The organism is Arenibacter catalasegens (genome assembly GCF_002909235.1).
In the GTDB taxonomy this organism is placed as follows: Bacteria; Bacteroidota; Bacteroidia; order Flavobacteriales; family Flavobacteriaceae; genus Arenibacter; species Arenibacter catalasegens.
In genome coordinates this window covers 368,680-391,222 of the sequence record NZ_PHQQ01000002.1, presented here as the reverse complement: position 1 = coordinate 391,222, position 22,543 = coordinate 368,680, and the positions used below count along the sequence as shown (strand labels likewise).

The window sequence follows — 22,543 nt, the reverse complement described above, 5'->3', positions numbered from 1 at the left end:
TTTTTTTTACCAAACACCCTATTAAGTGAAGGGGGTCTTGTTATATTATTTAAATTTATTTGGTTATTACCCCTTAAAAAACAGGGGATACTATGGTTATTTTTTTAAAATACTTCTTGAAATTACTATTTTTTGTATTTCAGATGTGCCTTCATAAATCTGCGTTATTTTGGCATCCCGCATCATTCTTTCCACATGGTAGTCCTTTACAAAGCCATTGCCACCGTGAATTTGTACTGCCTCTATGGTGGTGTCCATGGCTACCTGGGAGGCATAGAGCTTGGCCATAGCACTCGATAGATCATAGTTATTTCCTTGGTCCTTATCCCAGGCAGCTTTGTATACCAAATGCCTTGCCGCTTCAATTTGGACGTGCATATCCGCTAGTTTAAAGGCGATGGCCTGGTGATTGCTGATCTCGGTACCAAAGGCTTTTCGTTCTTTAGAGTATTTAAGGGCCAGTTCATAAGCGCCTGCGGCAATACCTAATGCCTGTGCCGCTATTCCTATTCGTCCTCCAGCGAGTGTTTTCATGGCAAATTTAAATCCAAATCCATCTTCGCCAATTCTATTTTCTTTCGGGACCTTAACATCGTTAAAGATTAGGGAGTGGGTGTCGCTGCCTCGTATGCCCAGTTTATTTTCTTTGGGGCCAATCTCAAAACCAGGGGCGTTTTTTTCTACTATTAATGCGTTTATTCCCTTGTGTCCTTTTGAAATATCCGTTTGTGCAATCACTAAATAGATGTCGGCGGAGTTTCCATTGGTAATCCAGTTTTTGGTTCCGTTTAAGATGTAATGATCGCCCTTGTCCAGAGCTGTTGTTTTTTGGGAAGTGGCATCGCTACCTGCCTCTGGTTCGGATAGACAAAATGCCCCTAGACTCTGTCCAGTAGATAATCGGCTTAAATATTTTTCTTTTTGCTCTTCGTTGCCAAAAGTTTCCAGCCCCCAACATACCAAAGAATTGTTGACAGATACAATTACGGAAGCTGAGGCATCAATTTTGGAAAGTTCTTCCATAACAAGTACATATGAAATAGTGTCCAAACCACTTCCCCCGTATTTAGGGTCCACCATCATTCCCAAGAAACCTAATTCCGCCATTTGTTTTACCTGTTCGCCAGGGAATTTTTGGGCATCGTCTCTTTCTATAACTCCGGGCAGTAATTCATTTTGAGCAAAATCCCTTGCCGCCTGCTGTATCATTATCTGTTCTTCCGAAAGCGTAAAATCCATGTGTTTTAATAAAATAGTGAGAATATTACAAATATACGAGTATACGATGGAATAATAATGGAGAATAAAAACATTAAAACCTAATCTATATTTTTATATTTGTTCGGTTGAATACTTTTTTATCTGTATAGGAACTTAACAATTATGAGACAACATTAGTTACGGTGGTAATATATACCCAAGGATTTGAAAAGTCCGGATTAATACTAGTGGATTCTAATAGTTTAATTGTAAAGTATAATGAAAGAGTTGTTAAAAATATATGAAAACAAAGCCCCTGAAATTGTTTTTAACTGGAAAGATCCAGAGACAGAAGCAGAAGGGTGGACAGTTATTAATTCACTGCGTGGTGGGGCTGCAGGTGGCGGTACTCGAATGAGGGAAGGATTGGATTTAAACGAGGTCCTGTCTTTGGCAAAAACAATGGAGGTAAAGTTTACGGTTTCTGGGCCTCCAATTGGAGGGGCAAAATCCGGTATTAATTTTGACCCTAACGACCCAAGGAAATTGGGGGTGCTTAAAAGATGGTACCATGCCGTGGCACCTTTGTTAAAAAGTTATTACGGTACTGGAGGGGATTTAAATGTTGATGAGATCCATGAAGTAATCCCCATAACGGAGGACGCTGGGGTCTGGCATCCTCAGGAGGGTGTTTTTAATGGTCATTTTAAACCAACAGAAGCGGATAAAATAAATAGGATAGGCCAATTGCGATTGGGTGTGATCAAGGTCTTGGAGAGTAGTCAATATTCACCACAATTATCACGTAAGTTTACCGTAGCTGATATGATAACCGGTTATGGAGTTGCGGAAGCGGTGAAACATTTTTATGACATCCACGGTGGTAAGATAGAAGGAAAAAGGGCTATTGTGCAAGGGTTTGGTAATGTAGGTTCCGCAGCGGCATTCTATTTGTCCCAAATGGGAGCAAAGGTGGTGGGGATTATTGATAGGGCTGGTGGAGTGATTAATGAAAAGGGATATTCGGTCGAGGAAATTCGGTCATTTTTTTTGAATAAAAAGGGGAATACTCTTTTTGCGGACAATATTATGCCATTTTCTGAAATCAATGAAAGAATTTGGAATTTGCCGGCAGAGATTTTTGTTCCCTGTGCCGCTTCCAGATTGGTAACCAAAGATCAGATATCACGAATGATCAATACTGGCTTGGAGGTTATAAGTTGTGGAGCCAATGTGCCCTTTGCGGATAAGGAAATATTTTTTGGTTCTATTATGGAATATACGGACGAGAGGGTAAGTTTAATTCCCGATTTTATTTCCAATTGTGGCATGGCCAGAGTTTTTGCCTATTTTATGGAAGGTCGGGTGGCTATGGATGACGAACTTATTTTTAATGATACCTCGAATACCATTAGAAGCGCAATTTTAAATATATTTAACCAAAATAATTCAAAAGTCAATCTCAGTAAAACCGGATTTGAGATTGCATTAAAACAATTAATTTAACTTAACCATTAATAGTATGGAGACCATTATTATTATTTTATTCGTTGCCGGTTACTTGGCAATAACCCTGGAGCACAACCTTAAGATAGATAAATTAATCCCCGCATTGGCTATGATGGCTCTTTTATGGGCAGTTATAGCTTTGGCTCATATGCCGGTTTTTGAGGTTAATGCTGAGCTCAGGGAGTTGGAGCCTACGCATATAGATGAAATTTTATTACATCATCTTGGTAAAACTGCAGAAATATTGGTGTTCCTTCTGGGGGCGATGACTATTGTGGAAATAATAGATTATTTTGATGGTTTTGCCACGATTAAAGGATTTATAAAAACGAAGAGTAAAAGGAAATTACTTTGGTTGTTCGCTATTTTGGCATTTATATTGTCTGCGATTATTGATAATCTTACCGCAACAATTGTATTGATTACAATTCTGCAAAAGGTAATTAAGGTTAGGGAAACCAGACTTTGGTTTGCAGGTATGATAATCATTGCGGCCAATGCGGGAGGTGCCTGGTCACCAATTGGTGATGTTACTACTACCATGTTGTGGATTGCCAATAAAGTCTCTGCAGCACAATTAATAGAACATGTACTTGTACCTTCCATTATATGCATGGTAGTGCCAACTTTTATTGCCAGCAGGTATAAGGCATTTTCGGGAAATATAGAAAGTGATCTGGAAGAAATTGAGCCCAGTAAAACTAAATATGGGGCTACAATGCTTTATTTGGGATTAGGGTCTATTATTTTTGTTCCCTTTTTTAAGACAATAACCCATTTGCCTCCATACGTAGGGATGATGCTTTCTTTGGCATTGGTAGCTACATTTGCAGAAATTTATAGTAGTTCTAAATTCAGTATTTCCAATATAGATGGTGAAAGTGAGGCAGAAGCACATCACAGTCCGGTGCACAAATCGCTTTCCAAAATTGAATTACCCAGTATTCTTTTTTTCTTGGGCATTTTAATGGCGGTAGCAGCTTTGGAATCTCTGGGCATGCTGTTCCATTTTGCAGGAACTTTGGATGAGGTAATGCCTATGTTGGGAACCGAGTCTGGGGGAGAATTGGTATCGGATTTGGTGGTCCTTTTCCTTGGTGTTGGTTCTGCTGTGATAGATAATGTGCCGCTGGTAGCGGCTAGTATTGGAATGTTCTCCGTAGGAATGGATGATCCAGTTTGGCATTTCATAGCTTATTCGGCAGGAACAGGAGGAAGTATGTTGATAATTGGTTCTGCAGCTGGTGTTGTAGCCATGGGAATGGAAAAAATAGATTTCTTTTGGTATTTCAAGAAAATAGCATGGTTGGCTTTCCTAGGATTTGCTGCAGGTGCCATTGGATTTATTTTAATTAGAAATTTAGTGTTAAACGCATAATTTAATAGACAAAAGACCGTTATTAAGGCAACTTAAATAAAGATATATATATGTTATTGATACAAGACCTTGCTCAAGAGGCAGGATTAGAGGGAGTTGTGTCTGAGGAAAAGACACTTTCTGTTATAGATTTAATAGTAAATGGCGGTACAGGGAGTATCTTGATTATTAGTGTTTTGTTTGTAATGCTATTTGTGGCATTGTATATTTATTTTGAACGCATTTTTGCTATAAAAGCAGCTTCTAAAATAGATAGCAATTTTATGAACCAGATACGGGATCACATTACCAATGGAAAATTGGAGGCGGCCAAAATATTGTGTGCACAAACAGATTCACCAGTGGCCAGGTTAACAGAAAAGGGAATATCCAGAATAGGAAAACCTTTGGACGATATTAATACAGCTATTGAAAATGCGGGTACCCTTGAAGTTTATAAATTGGAAAAAAATGTTAGTGTTCTGGCTACTGTGGCGGGAGCAGCACCAATGATCGGATTTTTAGGAACAGTAATTGGTATGATTTTGGCATTCCATCAAATGGCATCCAGTGGCGGGCAAGCAGAAATGGGTTCCTTGGCCTCAGGTATTTATACGGCCATGACCACGACTGTAGCTGGGCTTATCGTAGGTATTATTGCTTATATAGGTTATAATCATTTGGTGAACAGAACGGATAAGGTGGTTCATAAAATGGAGGCAAATGCGGTAGAATTTTTAGATTTATTGAACGAACCTCTTTAGAACATAACAAATGAAACTAAAAGGTAGAAATAAAGTTAGTCCAGATTTTAGCATGTCCTCCATGACGGACATAGTATTCTTATTGCTTATTTTCTTTATGCTGACTGCTAATTCGCCCAATGCGTTGGATCTGTTGTTGCCCAAAGCAAAAGGTAAATCTACCAATACCCAAAACGTATCGGTAAGCATTAATAAGAATTTGGAATATTTTGTAAACAGCGAGAAGATTAACGGACAATATATAGAAATTGAATTAAAAAAGGCACTAAAAGGACAAGAGAAGCCTACTATTATTCTTAGGGCAGAAGAGAGCGTTGCCATAAAAGAGGCAGTAAACGTTATGGATATTGCCAATAGAAATAATTATAAGGTTATTTTGGCAGTGCGACCAAATTAATGTCATTACTTAACACGAGACACGAGAAAAAATCTTTTACACTTACCACAATTCTGCTAAGTGTGCTATTGCTATTGCTTTTTTACATTGGACTCACTTATTTAGATCCTCCAATAGAAAATGGCATTTCTGTCAATTTTGGTACAACCGATTTTGGTAGTGGTAGGGTGCAGCCTAAAGAAAAAATTAAATCAGAACCCCTTAATACCCCTATCAAAGAGCCAAAGGTTCAAGAGGAGAAGGTGGAAGAAGTGGTAGAAGAGGTGCCTGAGGAAAAGGTAGCTAAGGAGAAACCTGCCGAAAAATTACTTACCCAGGAAAGTGAGGAATCCATAAAAATAAAGCAACAGCAAGAAGTCAAGCGCAAGGCAGATGAGGCCGTCAAAAAGGCACAGGCCGAAGCGGAACGGGTTGCTCGCGAGAAGAAGGAAGCTGAAGAAAAGGTTCGTAAGGAACAACAGGCAAAAAAGAATAAGCTCGATGAGTTGATCGGGGGTATTAATAAGTCCGAAGGAACGGCTTCTGGTGGCGAGGGCGATGATAATAAGGCAGGAGATAAGGGTCAGCCGGACGGAGACCCCTATGCAACCAGTTATTACGGTAGTCCTGGGTCTGGTAGTGGTACTGGTACTGGAGGTTATGGACTTAATGGACGATCCTTGGTGAACAAAGGGAAGGTTCAGCAGGAATGTAATGAAGAAGGAAGGGTAGTTGTTAAAATTATAGTGGACCGAAATGGAAAGGTGATTAGTGCTGAACCTGGGCAAAAAGGATCTACCAATACGCATCCCTGCCTAATGGAACCCGCAAAGAAAACGGCTTTTATGCACCAATGGAATTTGGATTCCAATGCTCCTAGCCAACAAGTTGGTTTTGTAGTAGTGAATTTTAAATTGGGCGAATAAATTTTTTCTACAATGCCCTAGATTTATTTCCTAAACTAATTTTTACGTTTTTCAATTGCTATTAAAGTGCAGTGATGGTATTGTTTCAACACTTTGTTCTAACTTCAACAGACAATAATAAATGACCTATCAGGAAACTTTGGAATGGATGTTTGCACAACTACCCATGTACCAACAAAAGGGAATTTCTGCATTTAAGGGTAAATTGGATAATATACTTGCTCTGTCGGCCTATTTGGGCCATCCTGAACGAAAATTTAAAAGTATACATGTGGCGGGGACCAACGGCAAAGGTTCCAGTAGTCATATGCTGGCTTCTATTTTACAGGAAGCTGGGTATAAGGTAGGATTGTATACCTCACCCCATTTAAAGGATTTTAGAGAGCGGATCAGAATTAATGGTAAGCCTGTAAGTAAAAAATTTGTTGTTGATTTTATTAGGGAAAACAACCTTTTTTTAAAAGCCCATGACCTTTCGTTTTTTGAAATGACTGTTGGAATGGCGTTTCAATACTTTGAAAAAGATAAAATAGATATTGCCATTGTTGAAGTCGGGCTTGGTGGACGTTTGGATTCAACCAATATAATTACTCCCGAGGTCTCGTTGATTACAAATATAGGCTACGATCATGTAGAATTGTTGGGGGATACCATAGCCAAAATAGCTTACGAAAAGGCTGGAATAATTAAGCCTGGGGTACCCGTGGTGATAAGTGAACTTCAAGAAGAGACTGCAGTTGTTTTTACTACTGTGGCCAACGAAAGAAGGGCGAAAATAATTTTTGCAGGCGAAGTAATTCCAGGAAACTTTAAAACTTCTTTGTTGGGGAGTTACCAGAACAAAAATGTTAAGGGGGTGGTGGCTAGTATTAAGGAATTAAAAGGTTTTAATATTAGTGAAAAACATATTTCCGATGGCTTAATGAAGGTTTCAGAAAATACGGGATTGTTGGGTAGATGGCAATTTCTGGGCAAGAATCCAACAGTTGTTTGTGATACGGCCCACAATACAGAAGGATTGACCATTGTAGTAGATCAAATTAAGGAACAGGAATTTACGGATCTACATTTGGTAATTGGATTTGTTAAGGACAAGAATTTGGAGCAGATTTTACCCCTTTTTCCTAAAAAAGCCCATTATTATTTTTGCAAACCTAATATTCAAAGAGGTTTGGATGAGGTTGTGCTTAAAACTCGGGCAATGGAATATGGCTTGAACGGATTGGCTTATTCATCTGTAAATGAAGCGCTTAAATCGGCATTAAGTGTTGCTAAAAGTACTGATTTTGTGTTTGTAGGAGGGAGTACTTTTGTTGTAGCAGAAATTGTCTAAATTTTTCTATTTTTTCCTTTGGGAAAATTAAAAACTATACTATATTTGCACTCGCTTCTGGAGAAATCAAGAATCGAATTTACATACTGATTAATGGGGCTCTTAGCTCAGCTGGTTCAGAGCACCTGCCTTACAAGCAGGGGGTCACTGGTTCGAACCCAGTAGGGCCCACGGTAACAAAGACAAGGCTTCCAAGAAATTGGGAGCCTTTTTTGTTTTTGAGCTTATAAACTATTTATAAACAATTTTATAGGATCAGGATCAATTGTTGTGTTTATGCAAATATTGTTGTCAATCTATAAAGGAAGAATTCTACATTTTTCACGGCCTCTTTTAATTTTTTTGCGGCATTTAGTAACAAATTTAAAGCTGCATCGGTATAGGGTTCGTTATCAAGTTTCTGGTATTCATAATAGTTTAAAGAATATATCATCAACTCTGCAGAGTTAAGTCCACCAAGTTTTTGATTGATACCTTCATTAATATATTTATAATAATCTAATGTTGAGGTCCAGCTTATGCCTCCAACGATGTCTATTTTCTTCATATCTAGTTTATTCTAATTGATAAAAATTATCAGCGCCAATATATCTGTTTACATTAAATCCTTCTGCATATCGGGCGTTTATGGGTCGACCATAAATACTATTCATGCTTAGTATCTGGTCTTGCAAACCTATTATAGAATTAGGATTCATATCTTTTGGTAATACAAATTGTGATTTATAAGCTTTGATGGATTGTAACTTCATCTCTATATGCTCACTTATGTCAATGACAAAGTCCGGTGCTATAAACTGATCTTGAATATAATGATAGACAACCTTAGGTCGCCATTTCGATTGGTTCTTGCCAAAATCTTGCGTTTTTATTTTTTTTAAACCAGATAGAAAAGAAGCATCTGCAACTAACTTTGCTGCGGCGGCATGATCTGGATGGTTGTCATATAAAGCATTTGCTAAAACAATATCTGGTTGATATCGCCGAATAGCCTCAATTAATAACAGCCGGTTTTCTTCATTGTTTGCAATGGCACCATCTTTTATTCCAAGCTGTTCTCTTATGGAGATCCCTAATATTTTGGATGCCTCATTGGATTCTGTCAACCTTATTTCTGCACCGCCATAGCTTCCTAATTCTCCTGCAGTTAAATCAATGATTGCTACCTTTCTTCCCGTTGCTATGTGCTTCAATAAAGTTCCTGAAGCCGCACATTCTACATCGTCTGGGTGTGCTCCAAAAGCTAATATATCTACCTTTTTAAGATTCATCTTTATATTTTTTAAAAATAGTTGAAGCTATATGTCCACCAAAACCAAATGTATTATTCAAAGCATATTTCACCTCTTTCTTTTCAGAATTTTGTAATGTGAGATTGAATTTTCCAACAAAATCTGGTTCTATTTCTTTTGTATTTATTGTAGGTGGTATTAAACTGTCTTGTATTGTTTTTATACAAATAATAGCTTCTATTGCTCCAGCTGCACCTAATAGATGTCCTGTCATTGATTTAGTTGCACTTATACTTAACTCTTTTCTTGTACCGAAAACACGCTCAACTGCTTTTAATTCACTTTCATCTCCCATGGCTGTAGAAGTAGCATGGGCGTTTACATAATCAATTTCATCAGGACCTATATTTGCATCTTCTAATGCGTCAAGCATCCCTAAATAGGCGCCTTCACCATCAGGATGTGTCCCCGTTAAATGATAGGCATCACCTGCCATACCGGTACCAACTACTTCTGCAATAATAGTAGCACCTCTATTTATGGCAGACTCTAGGCTCTCAAGGACTAAAGCTCCAGCACCTTCTCCCATAACAAACCCATCTCTGTTCACATCAAATGGACGGGAGGCTAATTGTGGGTTTTCATTAAATGTAGAAAGTGCTCTAGAGGCATTAAAACCTCCCATTCCGCTTTCATTGATTGGTGCTTCAGAACCTCCAGTAATAATGATATTGGCTTTACCCAAACGAATATAATTACAAGCGTCTATTATGGCATTATTAGAAGAAGCACATGCTGATATAGTTGAAAAATTCAAGCCTCTTAATTCGTTTCGAATAGAGATTACTCCTGAAGGAATATCTGCAATTATTTTCGGAATAAAATAAGGGTTGAATCTTGGTTTTCTATCATTATTTACAAAATCTTCCACTTGTTCCTGAAAAGTTAAAATGCCACCATTTCCTGATCCCCATATGACACCAATTTTATTTCTATTAAGTTTATCAAAGTCTAAAGCAGCGTGTTGAATTGCTTCGTCTGAAGCGGCTATAGCATATTGAGTAAACAAATCGTATTTCCTGGCTTCATTTCTTTCAAAATAGTTATTTGGGTCAAAACCCTTTACCTCTGCAGCAAACTTTGTTTTAAAATGGGTCGTATCAAATTTAGTGATGGAATCTACACCGCTTTTACCTGCAAGTAGATTATCCCAAAACTCATTTAAAGAATTACCAATAGGTGTAATTGCACCCATTCCAGTAACAACAACTCTATTTAGTTGCTTTATCATATGTTTTCGTAATTATCTATTGTTAAGTGAGATTTAACATCTCCTGTATGTTCGATGTTTTTTGGCTCAATGAGCATCATCCAAACTTCATCTTCAGCAACGGGTTTGTGCTTTACATCTTTAGGAACCATAATCATTTCACCTTCTTTGACTATCTCTGTGCGATCCCTAAACATCATTTTCAAAGAACCTTTTAGGATTATGAATAATTCATCTTCGTTTTTATGATCATGCCAAACAAATTCACCTTTTACTTTAGATATTTTGACTTGCTGCCCGTTTAATTCTGTTAGAACTCTTGGCGTCCATAAGTCATTAATTAGCTCAAATTTGCTATTTATGTTTATTGTATTCATAGTTTGCTTTACTTTTTTTAATTAATATAATTATTCTATCCACAATTGTTTTTGCGGTTGTGATATTTTTTAAATCTGTATACAAATCGCCATTTTTGCCCGAATGATGACCGTGTCCAATCAAAGTCATGACATAGTGAGGAGTTGTCTTAAATTCATCGGAATTAATTTCAGCCTTATAAATCAAGGACGGTTGTCCTACTTGCCCAGTCCCAGAGTAAATTAAATCATTAGGAAACCTATTTTCACTATAATATTCATTCCAATCATAGGATTGATTTACCTCTACAAAAATCTTATATTTACTGTTTTTATTTAAATTACCTTTTGATTTTACTATGAAATTACTTGTTGCGGTGGCTCCAGAGACCGCGTCTAAATCAAATGCGTTATTGAGCGGCACAAAAAGGCCATCTGAAGCTTTTATACCTCTTTTATGTGACCAATAGGGCAGTGCCTCTGGACGTCTTACAATTGCAGACTTCCATTTATCATCAACTTTTTTTCCAAAATCAAAAGTACTCGACGAAATTACTCTAGAGATATATAAGGTTTCTATATAGTTACCTATCGAGTCTTCAGCCCAAACAGCAAACAAAGGATATTGAAATCCTTTTCCTTTTTTTAATTCAATGGCAATTTCATGACTTCCTAATTTTTTTTCTAATTCTATTATTTGATAGTCAAAAGTTTCTTCAGTTTTACCTATTTGATTGTTTCTCATTTCGTTTCCCCAATTGTAAACTGAATTTAATATTGGAGTATCAAAATAAACACCTAGAGATAGCAAAATAATAATTGAAAAGATAAATGGACTTTGAAACTTTTTAAACCTTTTTTGGTTTTTACCACTTATATAATTAGACAAAGGTCTTTTGTTATTTATAATGTGAAACACCATTCCTAATATAAATAGTAAAGCAAAAAAAGTGTGCAGTGATGCTGTACTTTTCTCAAAAGGAAGAAAGTACATTAACAACCCAGAGAATGTGAGAATTATAAATGTTATAATTAATATGCTGCCTAATAATTTCCTATTCATGATTATTAAGGTTTAATTTCTACCTGCCATTACACCTCCATCTACATCCCAAATAACTCCGGTTACCCAAGAAGTTTGGTCAGATAGTAAGTGTATTATCGTGTTTGCTATATCTTGCGCTGTTCCGTTTCTTCCAATAGGATGAAACCCATGGAATCCTTCAAGGGCCTCTTCTGCTTCATTCTCACCTCCAAAAACGCTATGATAAACAGGAGTATTTACAACTGCTGGAGAAACCGCATTGACTCTAATATTATAATCTGCTAACTCCATAGCTAAATGTTGCGTTAATGCATGTAATCCTGCTTTTTGCATAGCATATGCCGAAGAAGGTGTCGCTTTTATGGCCTGTTTTGCCCACATAGAGCCAATATTTACAATAGATCCGCCATCACATTCTTTCATTTTATTTGCGACAGCTTGTGTTATAAGGAAGAATCCTCTGTTTAAGTTCAGATAAGCATCGTAATCTTTGACTGTGTGTTCGAGAAATGGTTTTGGCGAAAAGATACCAGAAGCATTTATTAAGTAATCTATGTTATGTAAGTCTTCTATTTTTTCTATAAATTTATCAACATCCTCTTTTTGAGAAATATCGATTTGGTGTTTAAATAAATTATTTGCTTCTCCAATTTTATTGATATCTCTGCCTACAATGTGAACTGTTGCATCTTGATCTAATAAGGCTTTAGCGGTTACATAGCCTATACCACTTGTGCCGCCAATTATTATGGCTATCTTGTTTTTGAATTCTTTCATTTTTGTTTGATTTTTTTATTTGATTCTATTTCAATTGAAAAAAATTATTCACTCCCAAATATCTATTCACAGTAAAACCTTCGGCATATATAGCGTTGATTGGTCTTCCATAAATACTATTGGTACTTTTTATTTGATCTAACAATCCCAATATTGAATTTGGTTCATTCTCTTTTGGTTTTACAAACTGCGACTCATAGGCTTTAATCGCTTCTATTTTTTTATCCATCTCAGATGAAATATCAATGACAAAATCTGGGTCAATAAAATAATCTTGTATGTAATGATAAACCGATTTAGGCCTCCAAGATTCTTGAATTTCTCCGTTAAAAAAGGTTTCCTTCTTTTTAAGTCCCGATATAAATGAAGTATCTGCTACAAGTTTAGCCGCATTTGCATGATCTGGATGACGATCATTAATACCATTAGCTAATACTATTCCTGGTTGGTATTTTCTAATTGCTTGAATGACTAATAATCTGCTTTTTTCATTGTTTTCTATAGCTCCATCAACTAATCCTAATTGTTCTCTATATTTGATTTTTAAATTTCAGAAGCTTCTTTAGCTTCTTTCGCTCTTGTTTCTGGTGTGCCAAACGTGCCCATTTCTCCAGCAGTTATATCTACAATAGCAACTGTTTTTCCTAAGGCTATATGTTTTAGTATTACACCTGAAGCTGCACATTCTACATCATCTGGATGTGCTCCAAAGGCTAAAATAGCTACTTTAAATTTGTTCATTTTCCGAATAATTTGTTTAGATTTTTATAGCATAATTGATTTATTCTGTGTACTGCTGTTTATATTTTGAGCCTAGAATAATATTGTATAAATTTGACGAAGAAAAGGTTTGTTTTTTAGCTCAGTTCTTTGTTAGCAGTAGGCTTTATTTGATTATAGCTTGCATAAACTGTTTTAATTACCATAGTTTTTAGATGTGAAGGATTTATGGATTATTTTCCATTCTCCTTTAATTTTTAAAAGCAACATATAATCAATAGCTATTCTATCTCTATCCGGCATTAGTACCTCTATTTTGGCAATGGCAGCATCTCCTTCATAGTCAATAGAAAGTACTTTGCCAATGCGGTTGTTTTTTTTGCCTAGTTTGAAGTTGTTTATGTATTTTTCACCGTCTATGGCGCTCAAAGAGTCTTTCTTTATGTAGTATAAATTGAAATCTTTATGAAAAGCTTTTTTTAATCTATTGGGTTCGCCATTTGAAGTCCCTTCAATGTAGTTAATGAGGGTTTCATTAATTAGATTAATTTCATTTGGAGCATTATTTTTTTTATTCTGATTTTTATCAAGTGTTTTAAGGTTAATAATCTTATGCATTATTTTCCATTTACCATTAATTTTTAGAAGTAGTAGATAGTCCGTAGCCACTCTATTCCTTTCAGGAAAGTAAACTTCAATCTTTGCTGTGGCAGCATCATTTTCATAATCAATAGAGATTACTTTCCCAACTCGATTATACTTTTTCCCCTTTTCTACTCTTTTTATATAACCTTTGCCATCAATTATTCTTAAAGTATCACTGTTAATAACAAACAAATTGAAATCTGATTGAAATGCGCTTTTCAGCCTTTCTGGTTCTCCATTTGCCGTTCCCTCTATATAGTTTTGAAGTGTTGTATTGATTGACTCAAACTCTGTTTGTGCACTCAACTCTAATCCTAAGATGTAGTTAAGTGCCAATAGTAATATCCATGTTTTTTTCATATTTCGATTATTTTTCGCTTACTGCTAGCGGTTTGTATACATCTTAAGCTTGTCTTTTAATAAATTTGTTAGAATTATTTTCAGATACCTTTTTGGCTTTTTTATAATATACAGAAGCCTTTTTTTCTTTTTTCAATTCCTTGTAAGTGTCTCCCAATCCGTTCAGAGGTCTTCCAGAGTTCGGATATTTTTCTGCCAAAAACAAGAACAAGTTAATTGCTTTATCATATTCTTTGTGTTTTAAATAAAATTCTGCAATTGAACAGGCTCTGGTTAGCCTTAATCTGCTGATGAATTCTGTCGATTTAAATGCATTTATTAATTTTTCAAATACCTTAAAATCATCTGCTCTTATGGCATTTCTCGTTATACTAAACATAGTCCAGTCGGACAAATCAGTTGGGAATTCAAATTGAGTTGCTCTTTTCTGATAATATTTATATTTCGGGTTTCACAATTTGCTTTTTCAAATTCTTTTTAGATGAACTTATAAGCAAAAATTCAAGAAAGAAACCGCAAATAAGTATAAGACTAATCTGCTTATTTGTATCACCCAATACTTGATAGCAAACGATAAGTACAATAGCCCAGACAATGCTACTTATGATTTGAATTCGAGTTAAAATTTGAATTAATTTTTTTGTGTTTTCCATTTTATTAAATTGTTTCATTATTTCTAATTATTTTTTATTTCTAAAATTTGTCTAATCATTTGATTGGTAAATCCCCATTCATTATCATACCAAGTCATCACTTTTAATAAATCTCCATCCACGACTCGGGTCATACTTAGGTCGACCGTTGACGCAAAAGGACTTTTTACAATATCGGAGGATACGATAGGTTCGGAAGTCGTGTCCAAAACATCTGCGTAACGTGCAGTAAGTGCTTCTTCTTTAAGGATTCCATTCACTTCTTGAACCGTAACTGGTCTTTTCGTCACAAAAGTTAAATCTGAAATAGATCCCACAGGAATCGGAACACGAAGTGCGATGCCGTCAAATTTCCCCGCATATTCAGGTAAAGCTTTGGTCGTGGCAATTGCTGCACCTGTTGATGTAGGTATAATATTAGCCGCTCCAGCACGTCCCATTCTAAAGTTCTTTTTTGAAGGTCCATCTACAATACCTTGAGATGCTGTATAAGCGTGAACTGTGGTCATGATTGCCTTTTTTATCCCAAGTCGTCGTCCTAAAACTTCTACGATAGGACTAATATTGTTGGTTGTACAACTTGCACATGAAAAAATACTGGTATTTCCTTGTTCTGAATTAACACCATAAACCACAGTTGGTACATTAATACTACTTGTTGGTGCAGAAATCATAACAGTTTTTGCACCAGCATGGATATGCTTTTCGGCATTTTCCATGGTTGTAAATAATCCTGTACTTTCAATAACCAAATCAATTTTATTCTCTTTCCAAGGTAATTCTTCAGGATTCCTCATAGATGTATGGTTAATTTTTTTGCCATCAACTACTAAACTATTATCATCAAATGAAACTGTTTTTTCATAGATGCCATAGACCGAATCATATTTTAGTAAATACGCAATGTTTTCCGCTGAAACAATATCGTTTACAGCTACTAACTCTAATTCTGGAGTCTCTAATATTACTTTTAGGGCAGCTCTTCCGATACGGCCCATTCCGTTTATTGCTATTTTCATCTTATATGATTTTTAAAATTTGATTTTTCCTTTTAGTACTTTAATTTCTTCTTCTAATGAGGTAATATATTCTTGTTGAGGTAAAAAAGCTTCGTTTATCTCATCAACGGTATATCTAGGCGTTATATGCTGCGGACAATTCCAATCATAGGCTTCTATATGAAACAATATCATACGTTCTGGACGGAATTTATAATCATCTAAATCTAGTAACTCGTATAATTCTGGCTTATCCTTAAGCTCGACGACTTCAGCTTTAGCGAATATTTTTAGCCGTGTTCTTGAAGGATAATCTATCATTATAAGTGAAACATTATTGTTGGTTGATATGTTTCCAACCGAAACGTATTGTCTATTTCCAATAAAATCAATAAAGCCAATGCGTTTTGTATCTAGTACTTTTAAAAATCCCTTTGGACCTCCGCGATGTTGTACGTATGGAAATTCTTTGACTCCTATGGAGGCCAAATAAAAACTGTCCCGGTTTTCAATGAATGTCATCTCATTATTAGTCAATCCATCAATCACGCTAAATTTTTCCATGCGTTCATAGCTATTACGACTACCATACTTCTTCTGTAATTTTTTTACCGCATCTGTGAATGCTATTTCTGCAAAATTTTTAGCCATGACTATATTTATTAGTTGATTAATTTTTTTAATGACTTTTTTTACTTTATCACTCTGCCTTCGTTAAGAGCTTTGGCGTCTTTAGATTTACCAATAAATAACCCTATTATCATTCCAACACCTATTCCTAGGGCAATTCCTAAAGACTTCTCAAAACGCTCTCCGATGATAATTCCTGAAATGATACCAAAACTAGCTCCTAGTGTTATGTATAAATTGGTGTAGTAATTCTTTGAAACTAAAGAGAATGTTTTATTCAAAAACCTCTTAAATTCATTGAGTGTTTTACTAAAGAATTTTCTTTTGTTTTGAGGGTTTGATTTTAAATTCAAACTATTTAGTTTCATTTCTATTATTTCTAATTCTTCTTTAGAAAAATCTCTATTTTCAAGGTTGCTAAGAATAAGAGTGAAGTCGTTATAAATTTTTATTTCAGACTTATTATTCGTTTCATATATTAAACTTTTAAAAAAGTTAGATGCTTTATTTAGTGTCATGATTTATTGTGTTTTCTTTGTTCAAAGTTGATTGGTCACATCCGTTCAATCCTATGATTAAACTGGGTGTAGTTAATTTTCTCATTTGGGTCTCTTTCAAATCTATTTTTTAGTTTGATTGTAATTTTGAAAGCGCTAAGCATTCATTCTCTAATATACCTTCAATTATTTCTGGTATTTCTTTCCAACTTGGTACACTTTCTGTTTCAAGGATTTTAAATTCTGAACTGGCACCACCAACATATTTTGATTTTATTCCAAATACTATTGTTTTTATTTGATGGTGTCTAATAACGTAAGAACACATTATACAAGGTTCATGAGTGGTATAAAGAAAAGAGTTTTCTAATGATTGATTCTCTATCAATGCGTCTCTAATGGCTTCAATTTCTGCGTGCTTAGTAATATCATTTCCTGATTTTCCAGCTTCAATACCTGTACCTATAATTGTATCATCTTTTACAAGTATAGATCCAACTGGAGGATTACCATTTAACATTGCGTTATTACCTAATTCTATGCATTTGTTTATGTAATGTATATGTGTTCTCATGTTATAGACTGCTATTAATTGATGTTATTTTTTAACAGGTTTTACTGTTGGCATAATATCGTAGTTAATTAAAAAGATTAAAGGGATAGCATATGCTATATGACGAAGTAAAGTAATTATAGGCATCATTGGATCCATGTCTACTCCTGCAACTCCTGCACCTAATAATGGTAACATAAATAACCATACTAGTGCTATTGTCTCACCAACTACAAATGTGATTGCTCTTGCCCATTTTGGTCCCCAAATCGAAGGTGCTATTCCTGCAAATAATATGGCTAGTAATATTCCATTGCTGTAATGTCCTATGACTCCATATGCTAATCCAAGACCAGTTTTAGCGCCTAAAATTGCGGGTAAATCCCACCAGTTGCCTGTAATTAACAATCCGACTAAATCAAATAGGATAGTTCCTAAAAACCCAGCAAGAATTGCTTTTTTCCAATTAATTGTTTTCATGATTTTGTTGTTTTATATTAATATTTAATAATGATGTTGCTCGTGAATTAAAATTCCAACGCACTCTTCTACTTGCATTAGCAATTTCGAGTTTGCTGCAGTGAAATTCACTTATTTTTTTAATTGTTAAATTTGTTATAGTTCTTTATTTATTGATGATAAATATGATTTTATAGTCGTTTACTCCTATTCTTTTCATAACGTTCGTTCTGAATTGAATTGATTAAATTATGAATTCAAATAATTCAATTTCATGACTATTGATGATTTAAGTGATTGTCAGTTCGAGAAGAGTTAACTCTTTTTATCTATAACACTATGAAAAATGAAACTCGAACTGACTGCTGTTAACTAACTAACAATCACTATTTATTTAATATTATTCTTATTTAAGAAATTCAAAATATGGTGAGCAATGACATCTCCTTTTTCTTCAAGAGCAAAGTGTCCTGTATCCAATAAATGAAATTCTAAATTTTTTAAATCTCTCTTATATGGATGTGCTCCGTCTGCAGGAAAGATGTAATCGTTCTTACCCCAAACAATTAATGTTGGTGGTTGGTGCTTTCTAAAATATTCTTGCCATTCTGGATACAATGGTACGTTGGTTCTGTAATCATAAAACATAGCTAATTGAATCTCGTTATTTTCCTCTCTTGTTAAATGCTGTAGGTCTATATTCCAGTTATCTGGACTTATTTTTATAGTGTCTTGCACGCCATGTGTATATTGCCATTTTAAGCCATCTGGTGAGTGAAAACCTTCTAATGGCTTACCGTTTTCAATTGTATAATCGTTCCAATATTTTTTAATAGGAATCCAGAAGTCTTTCAGCCCCTCCTCATATGCATTACCATTTTGAATAATTAGCGATTGTACTCTTTCAGGATATTTTGCAGCAATTCTAAACCCAATTGGTGCACCATAATCCATTAAATAAATGCTATATTTTTTAACTTTTAATTCTTTTAAAAAACCTTCCACTATGGCTGACATATTGTCAAAAGTATAATCGAAGTCTTTCATTAAAGGCTGTTCACTTCTACCAAATCCAGGATAATCTGGAGCTAATACATAATAATGAACAGACAAGTCTGTTATTAAATTGCGAAACATATGAGACGATGTTGGGTAACCATGTAATAATAAAATAGTTGGTTTATTTGCGTCACCAGCTTCACGATAAAAAACATTTACTCCTTTGACTGTTACAGATTTATAAGATGTTTTTGAACTTTCAATAGTCATCACATGCTTTTCTGTAGTTGTTGGTTCAGTAGATTTATAGGAATATAATCCTAAAGCCAATACTCCCAGTAAGGCTGTTCCAATTAATGATTTAATAGTTGTTTTCATTTTATTTAAATTTAATAGTTAATAATTAATTTTTAAATTCTTTTTCTAATTCTTCAGTAGTGTAAACATGACTAGCAATGAAGCGAAAATTAGTTTGAGCAGCAGCGTTTCCATCATAACCTGGAATAATAGCTGAGGCAGTTGCATCTCCAACGACAGCAACTTCAAATCCATCCTCTAAAAGTTCCCTCATATGTGATTCAACACAAAGGTTTCCAGACATTCCTGCTAAAATCACTTTGTCTATTTTTTGCTTTCTTAGTTGCAAGCTTAAATCGTTTTGTTCTGGACCATAAACTTTATGAGGTCCTACAACAGTCACAAAATCTTTGTCTATGTATTTCTTATATCGTTCTAAAAAGTCTGCTCCAGATCCTTCAAACCCCTCTTTATTCAACTGATCTCCTCTATCAAACATGTTTATATTGTGCATTAGTTTTTCCAAGGCGCCTTCAAATTTCCATGAATGGTCATGTTTGTAATAATAATGAGGAGAGATAAATACTTTAATGCCATTAGCCTCTGCTAATTTGAATATGGTCTCTAAGTTTTGAACAGTGTTATTTTTTGTAACACTTTCGCCTACAACTCCCCATGTCACTCCATCGGGGCTTAAGAAATCATTTTGTGGATCAGTTATTACAATGGCTGTTGTTCCGTCAATTGTGAATCCCGGATCAGGTAATTGTGCATAAGCACTGTTTGTTGCAAGTACCATTCCTAACAGTACTAATGCAGATTTGAATAATTGTGTTTTCATTTTGATTTATTTAAGTGTTAATTAATTATGCTAATTGCAGTTGTTCAATATTTTTAGCTTTTGAAAAATCGATTTCAAAGCCACCATTATGATATATATTGTTCGTAATAGTAGTTAGTGCAACAATTGCAATTAACTCAGCAAATGCAGCTCTATTGTAACCGGCTTCTAAGAAATTGTCTACTGTTGTTTCTGTGGGATGCCCTTTTAAGTTGACCAATTCGCTTGCTAATGTTACCAAAGCATTCAATTTTGAGTCTGCGATTGACTTGTCTCTAATATCAAGGGTATCTTGTTCGGTAAACCCACTCATTTTTCCAATTGCTGTATGAGCTGATAAACAATATGCACAGCCATTTGCTTGCGATGTGGCCAAAGCAATGGCTTCATATTCCTTGCCAGTAAATTCTCCGCTTTTAAGGGTTTCGGTAAAGGCTAAAAAACCTCCTAATAATTTATCTGATACGCCCATAGTTGCGTACAGATTTGGTACCATACCGATCTTACTTTTAACTGCCTTAAAAATTGCTTGTGAATTTTCGTTTGCTTCTTCTATTGTTAAAGGTTTCAATGTTTTCATATTGTTTTGTTTTTTTATTATTAATTAATTGTAATTCAATAAGGCCTTCTTATTTGTGTCGTCTTTTACTATTCCAAAAGAAACTTTTTGTGCTTCTAGATTGACTTGAAATTCGATTGCTGTTCAATGTTTTCATGATTTTTGCTTTTTAGTAATTATTGTTGAAATAATTTTTAGTTAATTAATACTTCCACAGTATATGTTTCTTTTTAGAGGAGATAGTATCTTAATCTCTTACTTTATGTTTCATTTACCAATTCGGTATGCTTATAATGTTTCCTTTTAAGATTTTACTTTGGTTTTTGTTTCTATTTAAATTTACGTTCTGATTCTTTGATGTTTATATCATTGGCACTCATGTCTCTTATTTCCATAAGTCCTTCATTGTCGAATTGCCAATGCTCGTTTCCATGGGTTCTGTACCATTGTCCGGTTGTGGCTTGCTGCCATTCGTACTCGAACCGAACGGATATTCTATTGTAGGTAAAGGACCAAAGATGCTTTCTGAGCTTGTAGTGCAGTTCTTTGTTCCATTTATCTGATAGGAAGTCAACTATAGCTTGTCTACCGGCAAAGAATTTATCTCTATTTCTCCACTGTGAGTCGATACTATAGCCCATAGAGACATTTTCCGGGTTTTTGCTGTTCCAGGCATCTTCTGCTAGTTGAACTTTTTGTGCTGCGGTTTCCAATGTAAAAGGAGGGACTATTTTTTTCATTACTTATTGTTTAAAATACTTGTCTATATGCCGTATGATTACAAATGTTATTTTTTGATTGTTAAACATACAGACAAGTCTGTTTATAATTTGATACTCTAATAGTTTTTAGTATGGTTTCTTATCATATTTTTAATGTTTGGAAATTAGACGAGTAATTTTATACAGGCCTTTTTTGCAACTTGAATAGGCCAATCATCCTTTTGTATTTGAGATAAGATTATGGCACCTTCAATTAAAACCAATACCTCATCACCCAGTTCCTCGGCCTGTTGATCACTATATTCACTCACTTGTTTAAGTAAATCATGAATCCATTTACGAACATCATTTTTGTGAAGCACTGCCTGATTTCTAATCTTGTCGTGTCCTTCTGGTAAGTCCGTTATGATATTCTGCCACCCACACCCTCTAAAATTGTTATCTGTGAGCCATTCCATAAGATAATCAAAACACGCTATTACTTTACTTTTTGATGGTTTTTGTGAAGAAACACAATCATTTAATTTACCCATCCACATGGTGTGCCTACCAACCAGATATGCTACAGCAATGTCTTCTTTCGACCTAAAATGCTGATACATGCTAGCTTTGGCTACGCCTGCCTCGTCTATAATCTGGTTTATACCTGTCTGGTTATAACCTTGATTATAGAACAAATCTGAAGCTGTCTCAATGATACGTTCTTTTACACCTAACTTTCTCATAGGACAAATATAGGGTACATTTTTAATAAACAGACAAGTCTGTTTATATTTAACTTTATTTTAACTTTTATAGAAATTTAAATTTTGAGTTAAGGAGTGTATATGGGTTACATTTTAATATGTTATTCTAGAAGGGATTCACAAAACGAACGTGGCTGTTGCAGAACTCCGATAAACATCAATTTTTGCCTCTATAAATGTGCGGAAATCCGTAAATTAAAGACCTGCAAGGCAGGAAGAATTATACCGAAAAACTCTTCCTCAGCTTCCGGTTATCGGACCGGATTCCAAAGGAAAACCTTTACAGAAGACTCCGCGAAACGCTTGACCTAAGTTTTCTTTATAAGGAAACGAAGGAACTTTATGGTAAGACGGGCAACCCCTCTATCGACCCCGTGGTCTTTTTTAAGTTACTGATTACGGGATACCTTGAGAACATCACCTCCGACCGAAAACTGGTGGAACATTGCTTCATGCGAATGGACGTGCCCTACTTTCTGGGTTATGACATAGACGAGGATCTGCCATGGCATTCAACAATCTGCAGGACGGGGCAACTTTACCCAACATCCCTGTTCGGGACATTGTTCAACAAGGTATTTGCCCTGTGTGTCGACAGCGGAATGGTATCAGGCCATACCCAGGCGGTGGATTCGGCCCCGATAAAAGCAAATGCGTCCATGGAAAGCGTAGTGGTAAAAGTGCCGGCCACCTCCATAGGCGACCACTTGAAAAAAGTG

26 protein-coding genes, 1 tRNA gene and 2 pseudogenes are annotated in these 22,543 nt (G+C 35.3%); 8 read left to right on the top strand and 21 right to left on the bottom strand.

Annotation, left to right across the window (positions count from 1 at the left end; all coding sequences use genetic code 11):
• Window positions 1-96 precede the first annotated feature (96 nt).
• Window positions 97-1,239: an acyl-CoA dehydrogenase gene (locus tag CWD90_RS03615; protein ID WP_103474550.1), complete on the bottom strand. Its 1,143-nt coding sequence runs from the start codon at window positions 1,237-1,239 to the stop codon at window positions 97-99.
• 240 nt (window positions 1,240-1,479) lie between these two features.
• On the opposite strand from CWD90_RS03615, the gene CWD90_RS03610 reads away from it, so the two are divergent.
• From CWD90_RS03610 to CWD90_RS03580, 7 genes are all read left to right on the top strand, one after another.
• Window positions 1,480-2,706 (top strand): Glu/Leu/Phe/Val dehydrogenase dimerization domain-containing protein, encoded by a 1,227-nt coding sequence (locus tag CWD90_RS03610; protein WP_103474549.1) that lies wholly within the window; start codon window positions 1,480-1,482, stop codon window positions 2,704-2,706.
• Window positions 2,707-2,722: 16 nt separating this feature from the next.
• Window positions 2,723-4,087, top strand: coding sequence for a sodium:proton antiporter NhaD (nhaD, locus tag CWD90_RS03605; RefSeq protein WP_103474548.1), 1,365 nt, complete (start codon window positions 2,723-2,725; stop codon window positions 4,085-4,087).
• A gap of 50 nt (window positions 4,088-4,137) precedes the next feature.
• Complete coding sequence (locus tag CWD90_RS03600; protein ID WP_103474547.1) at window positions 4,138-4,830, top strand: MotA/TolQ/ExbB proton channel family protein; 693 nt, start codon at window positions 4,138-4,140, stop codon at window positions 4,828-4,830.
• Between the two features lie 10 nt (window positions 4,831-4,840).
• Window positions 4,841-5,227 carry an ExbD/TolR family protein gene (locus CWD90_RS03595; protein WP_103440935.1) on the top strand — a complete coding sequence of 129 codons (387 nt, stop codon included), beginning with the start codon at window positions 4,841-4,843 and terminating at the stop codon, window positions 5,225-5,227.
• Window positions 5,227-6,132, top strand: coding sequence for an energy transducer TonB (locus CWD90_RS03590; RefSeq protein WP_103474546.1), 906 nt, complete (start codon window positions 5,227-5,229; stop codon window positions 6,130-6,132). The genes CWD90_RS03595 and CWD90_RS03590 overlap by 1 nt, the downstream gene beginning before the upstream one ends.
• Before the next feature lie 121 nt (window positions 6,133-6,253).
• Complete coding sequence (locus CWD90_RS03585) at window positions 6,254-7,465, top strand: bifunctional folylpolyglutamate synthase/dihydrofolate synthase (protein WP_103474545.1); 1,212 nt, start codon at window positions 6,254-6,256, stop codon at window positions 7,463-7,465.
• Between the two features lie 96 nt (window positions 7,466-7,561).
• A tRNA-Val gene (locus CWD90_RS03580) sits at window positions 7,562-7,636 on the top strand.
• A gap of 103 nt (window positions 7,637-7,739) precedes the next feature.
• On the opposite strand, the gene CWD90_RS22970 is transcribed toward CWD90_RS03580, so the two are convergent.
• The 19 genes and pseudogenes from CWD90_RS22970 to CWD90_RS03480 all read right to left on the bottom strand — a co-directional run bounded on the left by CWD90_RS22970 (window position 7,740) and on the right by CWD90_RS03480 (window position 21,803).
• Window positions 7,740-8,012: an aspartate/glutamate racemase family protein gene (locus CWD90_RS22970; RefSeq protein WP_157941153.1), complete on the bottom strand. Its 273-nt coding sequence runs from the start codon at window positions 8,010-8,012 to the stop codon at window positions 7,740-7,742.
• 7 nt (window positions 8,013-8,019) lie between these two features.
• On the bottom strand, window positions 8,020-8,736 hold the full coding sequence (gene bshB1, locus CWD90_RS03570; protein WP_103474544.1) for a bacillithiol biosynthesis deacetylase BshB1: 717 nt from the start codon (window positions 8,734-8,736) through the stop codon (window positions 8,020-8,022).
• Entirely contained in the window at window positions 8,726-9,988 is a 1,263-nt protein-coding gene (gene fabF, locus CWD90_RS03565; RefSeq protein WP_103474543.1) for a beta-ketoacyl-ACP synthase II, read from the bottom strand. The genes bshB1 (CWD90_RS03570) and fabF overlap by 11 nt, the downstream gene beginning before the upstream one ends.
• Complete coding sequence (locus CWD90_RS03560; protein WP_103474542.1) at window positions 9,985-10,344, bottom strand: cupin domain-containing protein; 360 nt, start codon at window positions 10,342-10,344, stop codon at window positions 9,985-9,987. The genes fabF and CWD90_RS03560 overlap by 4 nt, the downstream gene beginning before the upstream one ends.
• A complete protein-coding gene (locus CWD90_RS03555; protein ID WP_157941152.1) occupies window positions 10,322-11,386 on the bottom strand; it encodes a DUF4405 domain-containing protein in 1,065 nt (354 codons plus the stop codon). Before CWD90_RS03555 ends, CWD90_RS03560 begins: the two co-directional genes overlap by 23 nt.
• A 12-nt stretch (window positions 11,387-11,398) precedes the next feature.
• Window positions 11,399-12,145, bottom strand: a complete 747-nt coding sequence (locus CWD90_RS03550) for an SDR family NAD(P)-dependent oxidoreductase (RefSeq protein ID WP_103474540.1) — start codon at window positions 12,143-12,145, stop codon at window positions 11,399-11,401.
• Between the two features lie 25 nt (window positions 12,146-12,170).
• Window positions 12,171-12,886 (bottom strand): annotated as a pseudogene (gene bshB1, locus CWD90_RS23690) (bacillithiol biosynthesis deacetylase BshB1).
• A 174-nt stretch (window positions 12,887-13,060) separates the two neighbouring features.
• Window positions 13,061-13,870, bottom strand: a complete 810-nt coding sequence (locus CWD90_RS23395; protein ID WP_239986444.1) for a nuclear transport factor 2 family protein — start codon at window positions 13,868-13,870, stop codon at window positions 13,061-13,063.
• A gap of 43 nt (window positions 13,871-13,913) precedes the next feature.
• Window positions 13,914-14,249, bottom strand: a complete 336-nt coding sequence (locus tag CWD90_RS03535; protein ID WP_103474539.1) for a tetratricopeptide repeat protein — start codon at window positions 14,247-14,249, stop codon at window positions 13,914-13,916.
• Window positions 14,250-14,546: 297 nt separating this feature from the next.
• Complete coding sequence (gap, locus tag CWD90_RS03525) at window positions 14,547-15,542, bottom strand: type I glyceraldehyde-3-phosphate dehydrogenase (protein ID WP_103474538.1); 996 nt, start codon at window positions 15,540-15,542, stop codon at window positions 14,547-14,549.
• Window positions 15,543-15,554: 12 nt separating this feature from the next.
• Window positions 15,555-16,172, bottom strand: coding sequence for a pyridoxamine 5'-phosphate oxidase family protein (locus tag CWD90_RS03520; protein WP_103474537.1), 618 nt, complete (start codon window positions 16,170-16,172; stop codon window positions 15,555-15,557).
• 41 nt (window positions 16,173-16,213) lie between these two features.
• A complete protein-coding gene (locus tag CWD90_RS03515) occupies window positions 16,214-16,669 on the bottom strand; it encodes a hypothetical protein (protein WP_103474536.1) in 456 nt (151 codons plus the stop codon).
• Between the two features lie 109 nt (window positions 16,670-16,778).
• Complete coding sequence (locus CWD90_RS03510; protein WP_103474535.1) at window positions 16,779-17,222, bottom strand: nucleoside deaminase; 444 nt, start codon at window positions 17,220-17,222, stop codon at window positions 16,779-16,781.
• A 24-nt stretch (window positions 17,223-17,246) separates the two neighbouring features.
• Window positions 17,247-17,681, bottom strand: a complete 435-nt coding sequence (locus CWD90_RS03505; RefSeq protein WP_103474534.1) for a hypothetical protein — start codon at window positions 17,679-17,681, stop codon at window positions 17,247-17,249.
• A 369-nt stretch (window positions 17,682-18,050) separates the two neighbouring features.
• Complete coding sequence (locus tag CWD90_RS03500; protein ID WP_103474533.1) at window positions 18,051-19,037, bottom strand: alpha/beta fold hydrolase; 987 nt, start codon at window positions 19,035-19,037, stop codon at window positions 18,051-18,053.
• Between the two features lie 25 nt (window positions 19,038-19,062).
• Window positions 19,063-19,797 (bottom strand): isochorismatase family protein, encoded by a 735-nt coding sequence (locus tag CWD90_RS03495; RefSeq protein WP_103474532.1) that lies wholly within the window; start codon window positions 19,795-19,797, stop codon window positions 19,063-19,065.
• 25 nt (window positions 19,798-19,822) lie between these two features.
• Window positions 19,823-20,377, bottom strand: a complete 555-nt coding sequence (locus CWD90_RS03490; protein ID WP_103474531.1) for a carboxymuconolactone decarboxylase family protein — start codon at window positions 20,375-20,377, stop codon at window positions 19,823-19,825.
• A 308-nt stretch (window positions 20,378-20,685) separates the two neighbouring features.
• Complete coding sequence (locus tag CWD90_RS03485) at window positions 20,686-21,096, bottom strand: nuclear transport factor 2 family protein (protein WP_103474530.1); 411 nt, start codon at window positions 21,094-21,096, stop codon at window positions 20,686-20,688.
• Between the two features lie 146 nt (window positions 21,097-21,242).
• Window positions 21,243-21,803 carry a TetR/AcrR family transcriptional regulator gene (locus CWD90_RS03480; RefSeq protein ID WP_103474529.1) on the bottom strand — a complete coding sequence of 187 codons (561 nt, stop codon included), beginning with the start codon at window positions 21,801-21,803 and terminating at the stop codon, window positions 21,243-21,245.
• Window positions 21,804-22,198: 395 nt separating this feature from the next.
• Here CWD90_RS03480 and CWD90_RS23390 point away from each other — a divergent pair.
• Window positions 22,199-22,339: pseudogene (locus tag CWD90_RS23390) on the top strand (transposase); the annotation flags it as partial.
• A 23-nt stretch (window positions 22,340-22,362) separates the two neighbouring features.
• On the opposite strand, the gene CWD90_RS23385 reads toward CWD90_RS23390, so the two are convergent.
• Window positions 22,363-22,521 carry a hypothetical protein gene (locus tag CWD90_RS23385; protein WP_239986446.1) on the bottom strand — a complete coding sequence of 53 codons (159 nt, stop codon included), beginning with the start codon at window positions 22,519-22,521 and terminating at the stop codon, window positions 22,363-22,365.
• Window positions 22,522-22,543 lie beyond the last annotated feature (22 nt).

What these genes read in the sequence shown, in the direction of transcription:
- CWD90_RS03560 (WP_103474542.1), bottom strand. Translation starts at nt 10,344, where the DNA reads ATGAATACAATAAACATAAATAGCAAATTTGAGCTAATTAATGACTTA.
- CWD90_RS23395 (WP_239986444.1), bottom strand. Translation starts at nt 13,870, where the DNA reads ATGAAAAAAACATGGATATTACTATTGGCACTTAACTACATCTTAGGA.
- CWD90_RS03490 (WP_103474531.1), bottom strand. Translation starts at nt 20,377, where the DNA reads ATGAAAACATTGAAACCTTTAACAATAGAAGAAGCAAACGAAAATTCA.
- CWD90_RS03510 (WP_103474535.1), bottom strand. Translation starts at nt 17,222, where the DNA reads ATGAGAACACATATACATTACATAAACAAATGCATAGAATTAGGTAAT.
- CWD90_RS03485 (WP_103474530.1), bottom strand. Translation starts at nt 21,096, where the DNA reads ATGAAAAAAATAGTCCCTCCTTTTACATTGGAAACCGCAGCACAAAAA.
- fabF (WP_103474543.1), bottom strand. Translation starts at nt 9,988, where the DNA reads ATGATAAAGCAACTAAATAGAGTTGTTGTTACTGGAATGGGTGCAATT.
- CWD90_RS22970 (WP_157941153.1), bottom strand. Translation starts at nt 8,012, where the DNA reads ATGAAGAAAATAGACATCGTTGGAGGCATAAGCTGGACCTCAACATTA.
- CWD90_RS03480 (WP_103474529.1), bottom strand. Translation starts at nt 21,803, where the DNA reads ATGAGAAAGTTAGGTGTAAAAGAACGTATCATTGAGACAGCTTCAGAT.
- CWD90_RS03600 (WP_103474547.1), top strand. Translation starts at nt 4,138, where the DNA reads ATGTTATTGATACAAGACCTTGCTCAAGAGGCAGGATTAGAGGGAGTT.
- bshB1 (WP_103474544.1), bottom strand. Translation starts at nt 8,736, where the DNA reads ATGAATCTTAAAAAGGTAGATATATTAGCTTTTGGAGCACACCCAGAC.
- CWD90_RS03590 (WP_103474546.1), top strand. Translation starts at nt 5,227, where the DNA reads ATGTCATTACTTAACACGAGACACGAGAAAAAATCTTTTACACTTACC.
- CWD90_RS03615 (WP_103474550.1), bottom strand. Translation starts at nt 1,239, where the DNA reads ATGGATTTTACGCTTTCGGAAGAACAGATAATGATACAGCAGGCGGCA.
- CWD90_RS03500 (WP_103474533.1), bottom strand. Translation starts at nt 19,037, where the DNA reads ATGAAAACAACTATTAAATCATTAATTGGAACAGCCTTACTGGGAGTA.
- CWD90_RS03585 (WP_103474545.1), top strand. Translation starts at nt 6,254, where the DNA reads ATGACCTATCAGGAAACTTTGGAATGGATGTTTGCACAACTACCCATG.
- CWD90_RS03495 (WP_103474532.1), bottom strand. Translation starts at nt 19,797, where the DNA reads ATGAAAACACAATTATTCAAATCTGCATTAGTACTGTTAGGAATGGTA.
- CWD90_RS03550 (WP_103474540.1), bottom strand. Translation starts at nt 12,145, where the DNA reads ATGAAAGAATTCAAAAACAAGATAGCCATAATAATTGGCGGCACAAGT.
- CWD90_RS03555 (WP_157941152.1), bottom strand. Translation starts at nt 11,386, where the DNA reads ATGAATAGGAAATTATTAGGCAGCATATTAATTATAACATTTATAATT.
- CWD90_RS03515 (WP_103474536.1), bottom strand. Translation starts at nt 16,669, where the DNA reads ATGACACTAAATAAAGCATCTAACTTTTTTAAAAGTTTAATATATGAA.
- CWD90_RS03520 (WP_103474537.1), bottom strand. Translation starts at nt 16,172, where the DNA reads ATGGCTAAAAATTTTGCAGAAATAGCATTCACAGATGCGGTAAAAAAA.
- CWD90_RS03610 (WP_103474549.1), top strand. Translation starts at nt 1,480, where the DNA reads ATGAAAGAGTTGTTAAAAATATATGAAAACAAAGCCCCTGAAATTGTT.
- gap (WP_103474538.1), bottom strand. Translation starts at nt 15,542, where the DNA reads ATGAAAATAGCAATAAACGGAATGGGCCGTATCGGAAGAGCTGCCCTA.
- CWD90_RS03505 (WP_103474534.1), bottom strand. Translation starts at nt 17,681, where the DNA reads ATGAAAACAATTAATTGGAAAAAAGCAATTCTTGCTGGGTTTTTAGGA.
- CWD90_RS03535 (WP_103474539.1), bottom strand. Translation starts at nt 14,249, where the DNA reads ATGTTTAGTATAACGAGAAATGCCATAAGAGCAGATGATTTTAAGGTA.
- nhaD (WP_103474548.1), top strand. Translation starts at nt 2,723, where the DNA reads ATGGAGACCATTATTATTATTTTATTCGTTGCCGGTTACTTGGCAATA.
- CWD90_RS03595 (WP_103440935.1), top strand. Translation starts at nt 4,841, where the DNA reads ATGAAACTAAAAGGTAGAAATAAAGTTAGTCCAGATTTTAGCATGTCC.
- CWD90_RS23385 (WP_239986446.1), bottom strand. Translation starts at nt 22,521, where the DNA reads ATGGAGGTGGCCGGCACTTTTACCACTACGCTTTCCATGGACGCATTT.